Genomic DNA, 15,008 nt, shown 5'->3' with positions numbered 1-15,008 from the left:
GCGAACGGCTCCGCCCCTCAGATCAGGTCCTCGATCCACTCGCACCACGCGTCGAACTCCTCGGCGCCGCACTGGTCGGCGATCGACCGGAGCGTCCCGCCGTCGATCTCCCCGTGGATCGGCACCGTCACGTTCCGGACTTCGCCGGTCTCCGGGTGGACGTACCGCAGTTCCAGGTGACTCCCGGTACGGTCGACGGGCACGTATCCCATCTCGACCAGCGCGTCGGCGACCTCTCGGCCGGTGAACGTCGAGCGCGACACGCTACTCCCCGGAATCGAACCACGGCGCGTCGGGTTCCCGGGGTTCGTCGGGGACCGAGTCCGGGTCGATACCGAGGTCTTCGAGGTCCGCGTCGGTGACCGGGCGGCCGGCCTCGCCCTCGTGGAGCGCGACCGCCTCGTCGAGCATCTCCAGAGCCTCGCCGCGGGAATCCCCCTGACTCGCGACCCCGGTCGCCACGTCCTTCGCGATCCAGGTATCGCCCTCGCGCCAGAGGTGGACCTCGTCGCTCCGCTCGTTCTCGCCGGGTCGTGACGCCCTCGCCATCACGAAAGGGTAGGTCGATATCCCGGAAAAACGTTCGGACGGGATCGCGCTCGATCGCACCCCGACCAGTCACTCGTGGTTCGTCAGACACTTCGACAGGCCGATCAGCTCGACCGGCTCGGAGTTGTCCGGCGAGTAGACGACCTTCTGGCCCTTCTCCATGTAGGGCACCTTCTGCTCCAGGTTGGCGGGGATGTTCACCGCCGAGATGGCGTCGTCGTCACCGAGGTTGAGGACGACCGTCGTGTTGATCTGCTTGAACACGGGGTCGGCGATGTCCTGCGGGTCCTGGGTGATGAGAAACAGGCCCAGTCGTTCCTTGCGGCCCTGTTTGGCGGCCTCGGTGAACTTGCCGATGATCTGCTCGCCCTGGACGCTGTCCACTTCGGAGAGGAAGTTGTGGGCCTCGTCGAGGCCGAGGACGAGCGGCGTATTCTTGATGCGCTCGTAGTCGGGGTCGTTGGAGAGTTTCTGGTCGACGATGAGCGCCGCCAGCGCGAGCACGACCGTCACCGTGGTCCGGGAGTTGTTGATGTGGTAGGTCGGGACCACCGAGACCCCGCCCGCGCGGACGAACTCGTGGACGCGGTCGGTGATCGGGCGGGCGTCCTGGTCGAAGATGCCGTCGAAGCCCAGCGCGCGGCGCTTGACCGCGTTGAACGTCGCCTCGTGGACCCGCCCGGTCTCGTCGAGTTCCTCCCGCAGCGCCGGGTCGTCGAGGAACGTCTTGAACTGCTGGTAGGTCCCGTCGGGCCCGTACTCGCGGGAGAAACGGTTCAGGAGCAACTGGAGGGCGTTGTACTGGTTGCCGTTGAGACTGGAGCCGGCGATGAGCCAGGGGTTGTCCTGGACCATCGAGAAGGGGATGGTGAACTCCACCTGCTCGGCGCGGTGGTCGCCGGCCGCGTAGGAGGCCCCCTGGACCTTCGGGATGAAGGCGACCGTGTCGTCGACGCCGCCGTGGGCGATGCCCTCCCGTTCCAGCCGGCGTTCGAACTCGGCGTCGAGGTCGGGGTTGTCGTCGTGCATCTGGGCGTACTCGTCCTGCGGGTCGAACATCACGAGCCCGGGCGAGACGTCCCGGTCGCCGTCCTCGACGGGGTAGGTGCGGTCCTCGGCGAGGTACTGCCGGAGGACGTTCTTCGCGCTGTGGGTCTTGCCGGACCCGGTGCCGCCGGCGACCAGCGTGTGCCGGAAGACGAGCGGGTCGCCGTCCCCGTAGTCGTCTTTCAGCCGGTAGTCGATGTGTGGCGGGTCGGCGGCGGTCTTCACCTTCTCGCCCCCCACGGAGAGGTGGCCGAGGAAGACGCCGTCCTCGGGGATCTTGAGGCCGGTCTTGATCTCCGACTTGTCGGTCGCCTCCCGGACGACGGTCTCGGGCTTGGGGACGCGGTCGGTCATCCGCCGCTTGAGTTCGCCGTCCTCGGAGTACAGCACGGCGACGGGGTCGAGCGTGGCGACGAACTTGAAGTCCTGTTCGTCGATGTCGCCCCGCCGCATCGCGCGGCGGGCGTGGATCTCGGTGGCGTCGTCGGCGCGGAACTCCTGGGCGTACTCCAGGGCGGTGATCCGGCAGAAGAGTCGCTCGTCGTCCTGGTATGGGATCAGCAGGTACTTGCCGATGCGCACGTCCGAGCGGTTCTCGACGGTGACGTACGCCCGCAGTTCCGTCTCCTCGCCGTCCTCGCTGATGCGTAGCCCCTCGGTCGCCGAGACGACGCCGACGCCGCGGTCCTCGCCGGCGGGCGTCACGTCCATCGCCTCGAAGTCGTCGTCGGCCTCGCCCGCGTCGAACGTGTCGACGCCAGCCGGGTCGGGCTCCGAGCCGTCGGTATCGGCCACGGAATCGCCTTCCGGGGGCGCGCTCGCCTCGCCCTCGTCCTCGTCGCTCCCGTCGAAGTCAGTGAAATCCCCGAGATCGGACATACCAGCCACGTCGTACTGCGACGTGAAACGCGTTTCCCCCCGTCGACCCGCGGACGAGGCCGTCGAGCGACTGGCCGGCTACTCGGGTCGCGGTACTCTCAAGACCCCTGACGCCGGAGAGGCGGGTATGCACGGCGACGCGGTCCGGGTGCTCACGTACAACGTCCGCCGCGACGTGGCGGACGACGGGCGGTTCGACTGGGCGGGCCGACGCGATGCCGTCGCGGGCACGATCCGCTTTCACCGCCCCGACGTCGTCGGGCTCCAGGAACCGCTCGCAGGCCAGTACGCCGACCTGCGCGAGGCGCTGCCCGGCTTCGAGTGGGTCGGTGCCTCCCGGGAAGCCGGCGAGGGCGAGGGGGAGTTCTGCCCCGTCGGCTACCGCCCCGATCGCTTCGAGCGGGTCGACGCCGGGACGTTCTGGCTCTCGCCGACGCCCGACGAACCCGGAAGCGTCGGCTGGGACGCCGCCTACCCGCGGATCGCGACGTGGGCTCGCCTGCGCGACCGCGACCGCGGCGACACGCTGTTGTACTGTAACACTCACCTCGACCACGAGGGCGCCCGCGCCCGCGCGGAGGGCGCGCGGGTGCTCCGCGAGCGGGTGACTCGACTCCGCGAGGGCGACGAGCCGGTGGTCGTCGGGGGGGACTTCAACTGCGTGGCCGGCGACGAACCGTATCGAGCGCTCGTTGACGGTAACGACGGGGACAGCGGGGGGGACCGGGCCGGACCGGCGCTGGTCGACGCCCGCGAGGCGAGCCCGTACCCGCCACACGGCCCCGACACCACCCGGACCGACTTCGAGACGCTGTTGCCCGGCCGGGGGATCGACCACGTCTTCGTCGCCGGCGCGGCGGTCGACGGGTACGGCGTCGCCGCCGACGTGGTCGGCGACGGCTGGTTCCCCTCCGACCACCTGCCCGTCGTCGTCGACCTGGCGCTGTGAGCGGGACGCCGCCCGGACGGCGGCGCGAGTCCACGGCGCGTACGCCGGCCCGGCGCGCTTTTGCCGCTCGACCCCCTACTGTCGCGGATATGCTACTGGTACGCGGCCACGCGGGCGGGACGGCGCTGACGGGGACGCTCTACGAGCGCGGCGAGCGGCCGCCGACCTTCGAGGGCGCGCCCGACGAGGGCGCCCCCTACGTCTGGATCTGCGACGAGTTCTACGAGGTGGAGTCCGGCGGGCAGGTCCAGCGGATCGACGGTCGGGAGCGCCGCGTCGCCTTCGAGGCCCCGACGACCCGCGGGTTCGAAACCCGCGACGCCGCGCTAGAAGCGGCCGAGGAACACGTCCGCACGCAGTTCGCCCGGCTCGGGCTCCGGGGCGAGGACGTGGATATCGAGGTCGTCGAGAACCCCGACAGGGAGCAACCGGACCCGTAGCGGTCGGCAGCCCGGAGGGCGTCCGTCGCGCTACTGCACGTCCGAGGAGGACGCGCGGTTGAGCAGGTAGACGGCGATCCCGCCCAGCAACAGGTCGAGCGCGAGCAGGACGGCCACCGCGGGGACGAGCGTGTCCCAGATCCCGCCGAAGCGGGTGACCTCGATCACGGTCATCACGTCGCGGTCGAGCATCAGCGCGCGGGCGGCGTCGACGCCGTAGGTGATCGGGTTGAACGTCGCGACGGTCTGGATCCAGCCGGGCATCGCCGACAGCGGGAGGAACGCCGTCGAGACGAACAGGAGGGGGAACTGCAGGAGGTTCGCGCCGATGATCGTCGACTCCTGGTCCTTCGTGACGACGGCGAAGATGTTCGAGAGCGCGATGAACCACAGCGAGAAGAGGATCCCGATCAGGACGATCCCGACCGCGCCGACGAACCCGGTAGCGACGTTTGCGCCGAGGACGGTCCCGAGGCCGAGGATGATGGCGATCTGGACGACGATGCGGAGGATCTCGGCGGCGGTCTTGCCGAGGAACATCGCCGAGCGGCTCATCGGCATCACTAGCGTCTTCTCGAAGAGGCCCTCCTCCATGTCGTTGACGAGGCCGATGCCCGACCCGGCAGCGGCCGCCAGCGACACCTGCATGGCGATGGCCGGCAGCAGGAACGTCTCGTAGGTGATCCCACCGGCGGCACCGCCGCTGAGCGCGCCCGTGGCGACCTGGCCGAACACCTGCGTGAACAGGACGAGGAAGATGATCGGCTGGACGAGCGACCCGACGACGACGAAGGGGTTGCGCACCGCCTTGATGTTCCAGCGGACGAAGTTCACCCAGAAGTCGCCCAGGAAGGAGTTGCCCGACAGCCGCTCGCCCGACGGGCGGGCGGTGCCGCCGTCGGCTCGTACGCTGTCGTCGTTTCCGGGAGTATCGCCACTCATTCGGCCGTCACCTCCGGGCCGGTCACGTCGGCGGCGTCGGCCGCCCGGTCCTCGGAGTCGAGTTCCTCGCCGGTGATCGCGAGGAACACGTCGTCCAGCGTCGGCGCGCGGATGTTGAACCCGGTCACCGTGATCCCGGCGTCCCGGAGCGCGACGAGCAGGTCGGTCCCGTGCTCGCGGGCCCGCTCGGCGGTGACGCTGATTCCCTCGTCGGTGACCGTCACGTCCGCGTCGGCGTCGAACACGTCGCCGGTGCGGGCGATCTCGGCGGCGCGCTCGCGGGCGTCGTCGGCGCTCCCGTCCCCGGACGCGTCGACCGCCTCGTCCTCGACCTCCACGTCGAGGATCTCCCCGCCGACGCGCCGTTTCAGCTCCGTGGGCGACCCCGTCGCGACGATCTCCCCGTCGAGGATGACCGAGAGGCGGTCACAGAGGTGGTCGGCCTCCTCCAGGTACTGCGTGGTCAGGAAGAGGGTCGTTCCGCGCTCGTTGATGCGCTCGAAGTACTCCCAGAGGCGGTTTCGCGCTTTGGGGTCCAGCCCCGTCGTCGGCTCGTCGAGGAAGACCAGCGGCGGGCTGTGGACCAGCGCCGTCGCGGCGTCCAGGCGCTTTTTCATCCCGCCGGAGAACTCGCCGGCGCGTTTGTCGCCCACGTCGGCCAGGTCCACCAGGTCGAGCAGTTCGTCGATGCGGTCGGCGCGCTCGCTCTTGGGCACGCCGTAGGCCCGCGCGGCGAAGCGGATGTTCTCGCGGGCCGTGAGTTCCTCGTCGACGCTCGTCTCCTGGGCCATGTAGCCGATAGTCTCGCGGACGCGGCGGGCCTCGCTCCGCACGTCGTAGCCGTTGACGGTGATGGAGCCGCCGGTCGGCGAGAGGAGGGTCGCGAAGGTCTTGATCGTCGTCGTCTTCCCGGCGCCGTTGGGGCCGAGGAAGCCGAAGAACTCGCCTTCCGGTACTGTGAGGTCGATCCCCTTGACGGCCTCGGTCCCGTCGGCGTAGGTCAGCTCCACGCCGCTCGCTTCGATGGCGTTCCCGCCGCCGTCCCCGGCGGTCCCGCCGTCCGGTCGCGGTGTCCGTTCTCTCACGGGCGTCCGTAACGGCCACGCGCCCGTAGCCCTGGCCCTAATCAATTCGGGGTTTTATGTTGGTGTCCGCACGGCGGAACTGCGCGACGAGGTGGCCCTGGGCGCGGCGCAGTCGCTCGGAGCAGGAGGCGGGGGCGACCCCGAGTTCGTCGGCCACGTCGGCGGTCGAGGCCGTCCGCGGCACGTCGAAGTAGCCCATCTCGTGGGCGGTGACCAGCGCCTCGCGCTGGGGTTCGGTCATCCCCGGTGGACGCGCCGAATCGCCGTCGACCGCGCCGAAGGGTCCGGGCTCCTCGGGGTCGTCCTCGCCGTCGACCGCGACGAGGCGGTCGAGGCGGAAGGTGTAGTCGTTGGCGCGGCAGAACTCGCGGAAGGCGTCGAACTCCTCGCGGTCGGCGAACCACCGGCGCTCGGTCCAGCCGTCGGGCTCGACCGTCACCCGGTCCGGGATGGACCTGTTGTCCGCGAGCGTCTCCAGCCCCTCCGGGGGCCCGCCGGTGGGGCGACACTGGTAGCGGCGGGTGTCGCCGTCGGCGACGACCAGCGAGTGGTCGGTCACCGAGTCGGCCGCGTCGAAGGCGTCCTCGACGGTCTCGCGGTCGCCGCCGACCGTCCGCACCACGAACTCCGGCGGCCCCGACGGCGCCGCCGCCATCGACTCGAACTCGACGGTCGCCGCCGGCACGCCCGCCGCCACGTCCACCAGCGGGAGTGCGTCGCCGGTCAGCCGGAACTCAGCGATCAGTCCCATGGAATCCGGGAGGGCGCCGAACGTGTTAACCGCTCGGTCGTCGCGACGGTCGATCCGTTCGGCGACCGGAGCGCCGGTCGATCCGTCCGGCGGCGGGACCGCCGGTCCGGACGGGATCCGGGCGGGGTCCGGCGGTCGACCGATCGCACACGGAACGAGTAAAATCGCCGTTTAACCCTTCAGCGGACCTTTGATACGTCCGTCCGAAGGCGGAGATATGCGAGCGAACCTGCCCTCCGACGGCGACCCGCTGTTCGCCGACCGCAGTCCCGGCCGCCCCGCGACCCGCGAGACTCCCCGCAGCGAGGACATCCACCTGCGAAACTACGACAGCGAGTGGGGGTACGACCTCGACGTGACCGTCCGCGGGAGCGGCGACGAGTCGGCCTTCGAGTCGCGGTACTACTGCCAGCCCGGCGAGGTGATAGCCGTCGAGAACGTCCTCGCGCCCGGGGAGTACGAGGTCGTCGTCGAACTGGACAACCGCCGCGCGGTGACCGCCGAGTGCCGGGTCAGCTCCGCCCCCGACCACACGATCCGCGTCGAGGTCGGCAACGGCACCGTCAGCCTGACCGAAGGGCTGTACTGACCGCCCCCGATCGCGACCGTCGGCGCGACACCGTCGTTCCGCGCCAAGGTCGGTAACGAACGCCCCCACCGAGAGTTCGACCGTCACCCCCGCTCAACGAACCTCGGGACCGCGATGGGTTCGGGCGCCGCGGGGACGAGCCGTTCGGGCACGAGTCGCGTGAGCGCGACCATCCCGGCGAGTTCGACCAGCGTCTGCGTGACGACGACCGCCGGCACGAGGGCGTACCGCGGCGGCAGCGCGAGCGCCAGCGGGAGGACGACCAGCGAGTTCCGCGTCACCGAGGTGAACACGAGCGCGCGGGCCGCGCCGGCGTCCATCCGGACGACCCCGGCGGCGAACCGCGCCAGGAGCGGCATCACGACGAGGAAGGCCACGTAGACCGGGACGACCGCGGCGATCCCCCCGATAGAGTCCCCGACTCGCGGGATCTGGGAGGCGATGACCACCAGGAGCGTCGCGCCCATCGCCGGCACGGGGAGTAGTCCCACCGTGTCCTGCCACCGCCGGCCCGTGTCCGAGTGGTCTGCCCAAAGTTCGGTCAGCCACGCGAGCGCCAGCGGGGCCGCGATGAGCGCCAGGAACGCGTCGACGAACGGCCACGCGCTGATGGCGTCGGCCGCCCGGCCGCCCGTGAACAGCCACAGGTAGACCGGCAGCAGGAGGAACTGGACGACCAGCAGCGCCGGCGTCGTCGCGGTGACCTGCTCGGCGTCACCCCCCGCCAGGTCGGTGAACGCGATGACGTAGTCGACGCAGGGCGTCAGCAACACCATGAAGACCCCGACGCGGACGACCGGGTCTTGTGGGAGCAACCGGGTGAGCGCGTAGACGACGACCGGGACGACGAGGAAGTTCATCGCGAGCGCGGTCCCCACGAACCGGGCGTCGGTGAACGCCTCACGGAACCTCGTGAACGGGATTTCGAGGAAAGTGACGTACAACAGCACCGCCAGTACGGGGGTGATCGCCCGCTCGAACAGCGGCGCGGCCGACGGGACCCCGACGCCGAACCCGACCGCGAGGGCGACGCCCGCGGCGTAGACGGCGACCTGGTGGCTCTGGAGCCAGTCGCTCGCGTCCATCACGGCGAGGTTCGGGCGGCCGGGCTATACGGCTGGTGGTCCCGCTACACCATCTCCTCGACGTCGACGCCCCAGCGCTTGTCGTCGTACTCGCGGTGGCGGTCGCTACCGAGTTCGCGCTCGATGCGCCGGCGCAACTGCTCGTTGGCCTGGCGGTCGATGTGGGCGAGTTCGTCGGCCTTGGCGACCGCCAGCGGCGGCCCCTGCTCGCCGGCCACGTCGTGGAGCACCTGCATCCGAAGCGCCCGGCGGGTCGCCTCGTCCTCGGTGAACGCGTAGGGCGCCTCGACCCGGTAACAGAGGTCGTCGCGCGGGTCGTACAGCACGAAGAAGGTGACCTCGTAGGCCTCGGGGTCGAGGTCGCGCTCGATACCGAGCGCGTCGCCGGCGGCGGCCATCACGCGGTCGGTGCCGACCCGCGAGCGGAACCAGCCCGTCGCCGTGAGCGCGTCGGTCTTCAGCTCTCCCCGGTCGTCGCGGCGGGCGAGCACCCGCCCGAAGAAGGCGTTGTCGTTGGCCCAGGGGGCGTTGGTCTTCTCGCGGACGACCCGCGTGATCGCCTTGGCGGTGCTGTTCTTGATGAACCCTATCAGGGGAACCTCGCGCTCGACGAACGTCTCGACGAGTCGGACGTAGTTCTCGACCACGTCGCGCGGGCGCTCGTCTTCGAGGAGCAGGTCCGCGAGTTCGGTGTCGCGTTCGGCCCACTTCAGCAGGCCCGTCGGGTACAGCGGGCCGTCGAGCACGAGGAGGTCGTCGACGATCTCGGCCTGCTCGCGGGCGTGTTCGCTCTCCGCGAGGTACAGCGCCAGGGCGTGGACGACGTTCTGCTCGTAGCGGTCGACGCGGGGGGCGTGCAGCGCCCGCTCGCGGACGTACCCCTCGTCGTGCATCGTCCAGTCCTCCTGGCCGATGCGGTAGGTGTCGTCGTTGGAGTGGGCGGTCATCACGATGGTCCGCGCGCGGTGCAGTTCCAGGTCCGAGGGCACGGCGGCCATCGCGGCCTGGGACACGTCGAGGACGAGCCCGTTCTTGAACGTGGTGGGGTTGATCGTCCCCGAGTCCAGGCCGTGCTGGGTGGGGAACGGCGATTCTCGGAGCGCGATATCGTCGATCGGGACCTTCTCGCGGCGCTGCTCGCCGATCGGTTCGACGACAGCCTCGCCGTCACGGTAGAGGGGGTCGAGAAACTCCGCCCACACCGTCTCGGCGGCGTCCTGGTGGTCGTCCTCGTCGACGCCCTCGCTGACGCGGCCGGCGAGGCGGGCGATGCCGTCGACGTGGACGGGATCGAGGGTCATTCCGTGGTCGGGTCCTCGGCGAGCATCTTCTCGATGGCGTCGGCGATCTCCTCGTAGGACTGCATCTGGAGGCCGTCGGTGGTGATGAGCACGCCGCGGCGCTCGCCGGTCACCCGGAGGAGGTAGCCGTTGGTGAACGCGCGGATGGTGTAGCGGTACTCCCCGAGTTCGGATGTCTGGTAGGCGTTGCGCGTGTCGCGGAAGCCGCGCCACTCGTGGCCGACGAAGGTGTCCAGGTCGGCGTCCCGCTCCAGGTCCTCCCGCAGGTACAGCTGCTCGAAATCCGACCGCGTGAAGAAGGTCACCGACCGGAGGCTGTCGCCGGTGGCGGTCCGGGCCGTCGTCACGATCTGGTCCGCGAGGTCGTCCGACAGCAGTTGCGCGTCCATACGCTAACGACGGTCGCCCGCTCACAAGAAGGTTCCCCGGACCGGGCGGCGACGGCCGGCGCCGTGTGGCGTCGCCGCCGCCCCTCCGAGGGTCGCGCCCGCCCGACCGACACCGACTTGGGTCGGCCGGGCCGAGGGCGAGACATGAAAGCCGCGCTCGTCATCCTGGACGGCTGGGCGCTGAACCCCGACGAGGGAGTCCGCGACGCCGTCGCCGCCGCGGAGACGCCGAACTTCGACCGCTTCTGGTCGGCGGGCGGCCACGGCACGCTCGTCACGTCCGGCCGCCGCGTCGGCCTGCCGGAGGGACAGATGGGCAACTCCGAGGTCGGCCACCTCAACATCGGCGCCGGCCGCGTCGTCAAGCAGGAATCGGCCCGCGTCACCGACGCCATCGCCCGCTGGCGAGGCGAGGACCGCCCGGACCCCCAGGGCGACGGCGCCATCGACGACAACGGGGCCATCCAGTCGGCGTTCGACTACGCCCGCGACCACGACGGCCGCGTCCACTTCATGGGGCTGGTCTCCGACGGCGGCGTCCACTCCTACCAGTCGCACCTCCACGCGCTGATCGAACTCGCCGCCGAGGAGGGCGTCGAGGCGGTCACCCACGCCTTCACCGACGGCCGCGACACCTCTCCCACCGGCGGCGAGGACTATCTGTCCGCCCTGCAGGCCCACGCCGACGAACAGGGCACGGGCCGCGTGGCGACGGTGTCGGGCCGCTACTACGCGATGGACCGCGACGAGAACTGGGACCGCACGGAACTGGCCTACGACGCCATCGCGAACCGGCGGGCGGGCCACACCGCGGAGTCGGCGGTCGACGCAGTGCGGGAGTCGTACGACCGCGGCGACACCGACGAGTTCGTCGAGCCAACGCTGATCGAGGGCGGACCCGCGATGGAGGACGGCGACAGCGTGGTCTTCTTCAACTTCCGCTCGGACCGGGCCCGCCAGCTGACGCGGATGCTCGCGGACATCCGCCCGGACGCCTGGGGCGGCCACACGGACCCGCCCGAGACCCGCGTCGTCACGATGACCCAGTACGACGAGACCTTCGACCTGCCGACCGCGTTCCCGCCGATCCGGCCCGCGGACACGCTCGGCGAGGTCGTCTCGGAGACGGGCCACACCCAGCTCAGACTCGCCGAGACCGAGAAGTACGCCCACGTCACCTACTTCCTCAACGGCGGCCGCGAGGTGGAGTTCGACGGCGAGATCCGCGAGATCGTCCCCAGCCCCGACGTGCCGACCTACGACCAGCAACCGGAGATGAGCGCCGCCGCGGTGACCGACACCGCCGTCGCCGAGATCGAGGAGCGCGACCCCGATCTCCTGGTGCTCAACTACGCGAACCCCGACATGGTCGGCCACACCGGCGACTTCGACGCCGCCGTCGCGGCGGTCGAGGCGGTCGACGAGCAACTCGGGCGGCTGGTCGAGGCGATCCGGGCGGCCGGGGGCCACGCCCTCGTCACCGCCGACCACGGCAACGCCGACGACATGGGGACCGAGGAAGAGCCCTACACCGCCCACACGACGAACCCCGTGCCGCTGATCTACCTCGCGCCCGACGGCACCGACGGCGGCCGGCTGGTGCGCGAGGGCGGCGCGCTGGAGGACCTCGCGCCGACGCTGCTGGAACTGATGGGGATCGAGAAACCGGCGGCGATGACCGGCGAGAGCCTGCTGGAGTGAGCACCGACGGCACCGAGAACTTATCAGTCATCCCGACCTGATCCGGCGTATGAGCACCGACACCGACGGGACCGGCGACGAGGATCCGACCACGCCGGTCGAGATTACCCTCACGCTCGGCGAGAGCGGTGATCTGTGGGTCGCACGCGACGAGGAGACCGGCGTCGCGTCGCAGGGGGAAACTCGCGAGGCGGCGCTCGACAACCTCGACGAGGCGGTCGCACTCTACCACGGCGAGACGGGGCGCGAGCCGACGGACGAGGAACTCCGCGAGGTCGGTATCGACCCCGACGAGAACACCTCCGGCGACCTCCCGGACGTGCTGCAGTAGCCCGGGGAATGGTCTCGCGCGACTTTTCCGGCGACGACGTGATCAGAGTCCTCGGGAACGTCGGTGGCTTCGAGTGGTAGCGAACGACCGGCGACCACGTCATCCTCACGTGGTTTCCACCGGAGGACCACGATACGGAACCGCGGACGGTGAGCGTCCCGCGTCACGACCGCATCGATACGGGAACGCTCCGGCACATCGCCGAGCAAGCCGGTGCGGACGATTTTGACGCGTTCTGCAAGTGGATCGACCGCAACCGCTGAAAGCGGTCGGCCGCCGAACGCCTACAGCTCCACCGGCTCGCCGTCCTCGATGGACTCGTTGACCGCCAGCGTCAGTTCGAAGGTCCGGCGGGCGTCGCTGTACGGCGAGCGCAGGCCGGCGCCGTCGCCCGACGCGACGGCGTCGACGAACGCCTCGACCTCGGCGGCGTAGGGGTTGCGGTCGAACTCCTCGTCGACCGCCTCGCCGTCGACGACGCCGGAGACGGACTGCTCGGTCACTTCGATGGTCGCGCCGTCGGCGACCACTTCGAGGCCGTGCTTGTCGTCCTCGGCTGCGCAGGTGGTCGAGACGTGCGATATCGCGCCGTTCTCGTGGGTCATCGTCGCCGAGGTGGCGTCGGAGAAGTCGACGGCCTCCTCGATCCGGTGGCTCCCGGCCGCCGCGACGCGCTCCACGTCGCCGGCGAGGTACCGGACGGTGTCGTAGACGTGGGTGGCCTGCTCGACGACCTGGCCGCCGGATTTGTCGGCGTGGCGCCACCAGTGGTCCTCGCCGCCGGCGACGCCGCCCCACCAGTAGCCGTCGACGTAGCCCACGTCGCGGCCGGCCAGGATCTCCCGGGCGCGCTCGACGCCCGCGGAGTAGCGCCAGTCGTAGCCGACCTGCGCGAGCACGTCGTTGTCCTCGACCGCGGCCTCGATCTCCCGTGCCTTCTCGGCGGAGAGCGCGAGCGGCTTCTCGACGAACAGGTCGTAGCCGTGCTCGGCGGCGGCGACCTCCTGGTCGTCGTGGGCGAAGGGCGGGAGACAGACGAAGACGGCGTCGGGGTCGGTCTCCGCGTAGAGGTCGTGGTGGTCCGAGAAGGCGGGCGCGTCGAACCGCTCCGCGGCGGACTCCGCGGTCTCGGCGTCCACGTCGCAGACCCCGACGATCCGGGCGTCGTCGATAGCCTCGAGGTTGTCGAAGTGCTGCCACTGGGCGATGCCGCCGGCGCCGACGAAGGCGATGTCGACCGTCATTGCCGGACTCCCGCACCGGCCGGGCAAAAAGGCGGCGTCGGCGGAGAACACGGCCGGATCGACGAACGTGCCGAGCGGCGACCGCCGCTACTCCGGTTTCCAGTCGAGTTTGACGGTGAACGCCTCGCGGCTGCCCCGCAGCAGCGACGACATCTCGCGGACGCCGATCTCCATGCCGATCTCGTCAGGCGGCGCGAGGTGGACGGTCCGGTTGTTCACGTTCACGTCGAAGCTCCCGTCGCCGCGCAGGTCCGCGGCGATCGATTCGAGCTTGTCCGCCGCCTCGTCGCGAGTCATGTCCAGTTCTTCCAGCTCTTTCGCCATGCCCGGCCCTCGGGAACCGCCGGGGAAAAGTAACGGGCGGGAACCCGCGGTAACGGCGTCTTACGGCCGCGGGCCGCCGCTGGACCGATCCCCGTCGCCGGTCGCCACTCGTCCGGTGGCGGTCGCCGGCCGCGCTACTGCGCGACCCGCTCCGGTTCGGGCTCGGTCAGGATCTCCCGCTCGACGCCCTCGAAGGCCTCGGCGAACTCCGGACCGAACGCCGAGGCGGGCGTCTGGAAGCCGTCGCCGGCTTCGCCGTCGAGGACGCGCCGCGCGGCCTCGACCGCCGTGGCCGTGGTCAGGTCGTAGGCGTCGGGGGTCCGCATCCGCGCGCGGGCGGCGGTGCCGTCCGCCTCGACCACTTCGGCCCAGATGTGCGTCTCACTCTGTGCCCGTTCCTCGGCCGTCGGGCCAGACACGACCCGGCCGGCGACGGCCTCGGCCGCCCGGCGGACCGGCCCCGCGGCGAGGACGGGGACGAGCCGCCGGGTCCGCTCCAGTACGTCGGCGACGCGGTCGGGGACGCCCGCGTACACCTCGATGTTCGGGACGCCCGTCGAGTAGTACGCCGAGGACACGTCGCCCCAGGGAACGGTGACGGCGGTCGTCTCCCCGGTCGGGAACTCGAAGGTGCGTCGCTTGTACGCCATCGGGACCGTCTCGACGCGGCCGTCCCGGCGGACGGCGCCCGGGCGGTCGAGCCCGCGGAGCATCGACTTCACCGTCCCCGGGGAGAAGGTGCCGAGCCCGTCGATGGCGAGGGTGAGCTGTTCGGCGTCGGGGAGCAGGCCGTGGAGGATCGCCGCCAGGCAGTCGGTCGGAACCACGTCGAACCCGACGCCGGGGACGAGCGCGACGCCCGCCTCGGTCGCCTCCGCGTCGCGGGCCGCGGTCGCTTCGAGCACGTCGACGTTCCCGGCGAGGTCGAGGTAGTCGGTGCCGGCGCGGAGACACGCGTCGACCAGCGGCTCCGCCGTGTCCTCGAACGGCCCGGCGCAGTTGAGCACGGCGTCGACGTCGGCGACCATCCGCTCGACGACCGTCGGGTGTTCCAGGCTGAACACCCGGTGGTCGCAGCCGCGTTCGGTCGCCGCCGCCTCGACCCGTTCGGCCGACCGCCCGGCGAGGACCGGGTCGAGGCCGTCCGCGACGGCCCGTTCGGTTATCAGCGAGCCGGTGTAGCCGTACGCTCCGTAGACGAGCAGGTCCCCTTCCATGTCGCCCCGTTCGCGCCCGACGTGAAAAACGGGCGCGTCCGTTCACCCCGGGCCGCCCGTTCGTACCGGCCAGTGCCGCTCGCGCCGGTTTCTCCGGGGAACCGGGGTCGGTTCAGGCGAGCTTTCGAGCCGGTAACCGGCGGATACGACGGCGCCGTCAGCGGGTCCGTCGGTAGCGAGCGGAT

General features: G+C 70.8%; 17 protein-coding genes and 1 pseudogene. 6 read left to right on the top strand and 12 right to left on the bottom strand.

The window, feature by feature from the left end; all coding sequences use genetic code 11:
* Positions 1–17: 17 nt before the first annotated feature.
* The 3 genes from ACMGFI_RS07320 to ACMGFI_RS07310 form a co-directional block, all read right to left on the bottom strand.
* Positions 18–263, bottom strand: coding sequence for a type II toxin-antitoxin system HicA family toxin (locus tag ACMGFI_RS07320; protein ID WP_436908515.1), 246 nt, complete (start codon positions 261–263; stop codon positions 18–20).
* A 1-nt stretch (position 264) separates the two neighbouring features.
* On the bottom strand, positions 265–549 hold the full coding sequence (locus ACMGFI_RS07315; protein WP_436908514.1) for a type II toxin-antitoxin system HicB family antitoxin: 285 nt from the start codon (positions 547–549) through the stop codon (positions 265–267).
* 69 nt (positions 550–618) lie between these two features.
* A complete protein-coding gene (locus tag ACMGFI_RS07310; protein ID WP_436908513.1) occupies positions 619–2,475 on the bottom strand; it encodes an ATP-binding protein in 1,857 nt (618 codons plus the stop codon).
* A gap of 127 nt (positions 2,476–2,602) precedes the next feature.
* Between ACMGFI_RS07310 and ACMGFI_RS07305 the strand changes: the two genes are divergently transcribed.
* The gene (locus tag ACMGFI_RS07305; RefSeq protein WP_436908511.1) at positions 2,603–3,424 is read left to right on the top strand and encodes an endonuclease/exonuclease/phosphatase family protein; all 822 of its coding nucleotides are present in this window, start codon (positions 2,603–2,605) and stop codon (positions 3,422–3,424) included.
* Between the two features lie 89 nt (positions 3,425–3,513).
* Positions 3,514–3,864, top strand: a complete 351-nt coding sequence (locus ACMGFI_RS07300) for a DUF7113 family protein (protein WP_436908510.1) — start codon at positions 3,514–3,516, stop codon at positions 3,862–3,864.
* Between the two features lie 30 nt (positions 3,865–3,894).
* Here ACMGFI_RS07300 and ACMGFI_RS07295 read toward each other — a convergent pair whose 3' ends face one another.
* Genes ACMGFI_RS07295 through ACMGFI_RS07285 form a run of 3 tightly spaced genes read right to left on the bottom strand, consistent with a single transcriptional unit; the run spans position 3,895 to position 6,642 of the window.
* Entirely contained in the window at positions 3,895–4,806 is a 912-nt protein-coding gene (locus ACMGFI_RS07295) for an ABC transporter permease (RefSeq protein ID WP_436908508.1), read from the bottom strand.
* Positions 4,803–5,891, bottom strand: coding sequence for an ABC transporter ATP-binding protein (locus ACMGFI_RS07290; protein WP_436908506.1), 1,089 nt, complete (start codon positions 5,889–5,891; stop codon positions 4,803–4,805). The genes ACMGFI_RS07295 and ACMGFI_RS07290 overlap by 4 nt, the downstream gene beginning before the upstream one ends.
* Before the next feature lie 37 nt (positions 5,892–5,928).
* A complete protein-coding gene (locus ACMGFI_RS07285) occupies positions 5,929–6,642 on the bottom strand; it encodes a helix-turn-helix domain-containing protein (protein WP_436908504.1) in 714 nt (237 codons plus the stop codon).
* Positions 6,643–6,859: 217 nt separating this feature from the next.
* On the opposite strand from ACMGFI_RS07285, the gene ACMGFI_RS07280 reads away from it, so the two are divergent.
* Complete coding sequence (locus tag ACMGFI_RS07280; protein ID WP_436908503.1) at positions 6,860–7,231, top strand: Ig-like domain-containing protein; 372 nt, start codon at positions 6,860–6,862, stop codon at positions 7,229–7,231.
* Between the two features lie 83 nt (positions 7,232–7,314).
* On the opposite strand, the gene ACMGFI_RS07275 is transcribed toward ACMGFI_RS07280, so the two are convergent.
* The 3 genes from ACMGFI_RS07275 to ACMGFI_RS07265 are packed head-to-tail and all read right to left on the bottom strand — an operon-like array spanning position 7,315 to position 10,006.
* Positions 7,315–8,316 carry an arsenic resistance protein gene (locus ACMGFI_RS07275; protein WP_436908501.1) on the bottom strand — a complete coding sequence of 334 codons (1,002 nt, stop codon included), beginning with the start codon at positions 8,314–8,316 and terminating at the stop codon, positions 7,315–7,317.
* A 44-nt stretch (positions 8,317–8,360) separates the two neighbouring features.
* On the bottom strand, positions 8,361–9,617 hold the full coding sequence (locus ACMGFI_RS07270; protein WP_436908499.1) for a DNA double-strand break repair nuclease NurA: 1,257 nt from the start codon (positions 9,615–9,617) through the stop codon (positions 8,361–8,363).
* On the bottom strand, positions 9,614–10,006 hold the full coding sequence (locus ACMGFI_RS07265; protein WP_436908498.1) for a DUF7522 family protein: 393 nt from the start codon (positions 10,004–10,006) through the stop codon (positions 9,614–9,616). The genes ACMGFI_RS07270 and ACMGFI_RS07265 overlap by 4 nt, the downstream gene beginning before the upstream one ends.
* 144 nt (positions 10,007–10,150) lie before the next feature.
* Here ACMGFI_RS07265 and gpmI point away from each other — a divergent pair, with 144 nt between their 5' ends.
* The 3 genes and pseudogenes from gpmI to ACMGFI_RS07250 all read left to right on the top strand — a co-directional run.
* Positions 10,151–11,707, top strand: coding sequence for a 2,3-bisphosphoglycerate-independent phosphoglycerate mutase (gene gpmI, locus ACMGFI_RS07260; RefSeq protein WP_436908497.1), 1,557 nt, complete (start codon positions 10,151–10,153; stop codon positions 11,705–11,707).
* Between the two features lie 49 nt (positions 11,708–11,756).
* Entirely contained in the window at positions 11,757–12,038 is a 282-nt protein-coding gene (locus ACMGFI_RS07255; RefSeq protein WP_436908496.1) for a type II toxin-antitoxin system HicB family antitoxin, read from the top strand.
* A gap of 92 nt (positions 12,039–12,130) precedes the next feature.
* Positions 12,131–12,301 (top strand): annotated as a pseudogene (locus ACMGFI_RS07250) (type II toxin-antitoxin system HicA family toxin); the annotation flags it as partial.
* Between the two features lie 21 nt (positions 12,302–12,322).
* Here ACMGFI_RS07250 and ACMGFI_RS07245 read toward each other — a convergent pair.
* The 3 genes from ACMGFI_RS07245 to ACMGFI_RS07235 form a co-directional block, all read right to left on the bottom strand.
* A complete protein-coding gene (locus tag ACMGFI_RS07245; protein ID WP_436908495.1) occupies positions 12,323–13,282 on the bottom strand; it encodes a Gfo/Idh/MocA family protein in 960 nt (319 codons plus the stop codon).
* A gap of 87 nt (positions 13,283–13,369) precedes the next feature.
* The gene (locus tag ACMGFI_RS07240) at positions 13,370–13,606 is read right to left on the bottom strand and encodes an amphi-Trp domain-containing protein (RefSeq protein ID WP_135365093.1); all 237 of its coding nucleotides are present in this window, start codon (positions 13,604–13,606) and stop codon (positions 13,370–13,372) included.
* A 134-nt stretch (positions 13,607–13,740) separates the two neighbouring features.
* Positions 13,741–14,823 carry a saccharopine dehydrogenase family protein gene (locus ACMGFI_RS07235; RefSeq protein ID WP_436908493.1) on the bottom strand — a complete coding sequence of 361 codons (1,083 nt, stop codon included), beginning with the start codon at positions 14,821–14,823 and terminating at the stop codon, positions 13,741–13,743.
* Positions 14,824–15,008: the final 185 nt, after the last annotated feature.

Source organism: Halosimplex marinum, assembly GCF_051414075.1.
Taxonomy (GTDB): domain Archaea; phylum Halobacteriota; class Halobacteria; order Halobacteriales; family Haloarculaceae; genus Halosimplex; species Halosimplex marinum.
Note: the sequence above shows the minus strand (reverse complement) of the source record. Positions and strands in the feature narration are given on the sequence as shown.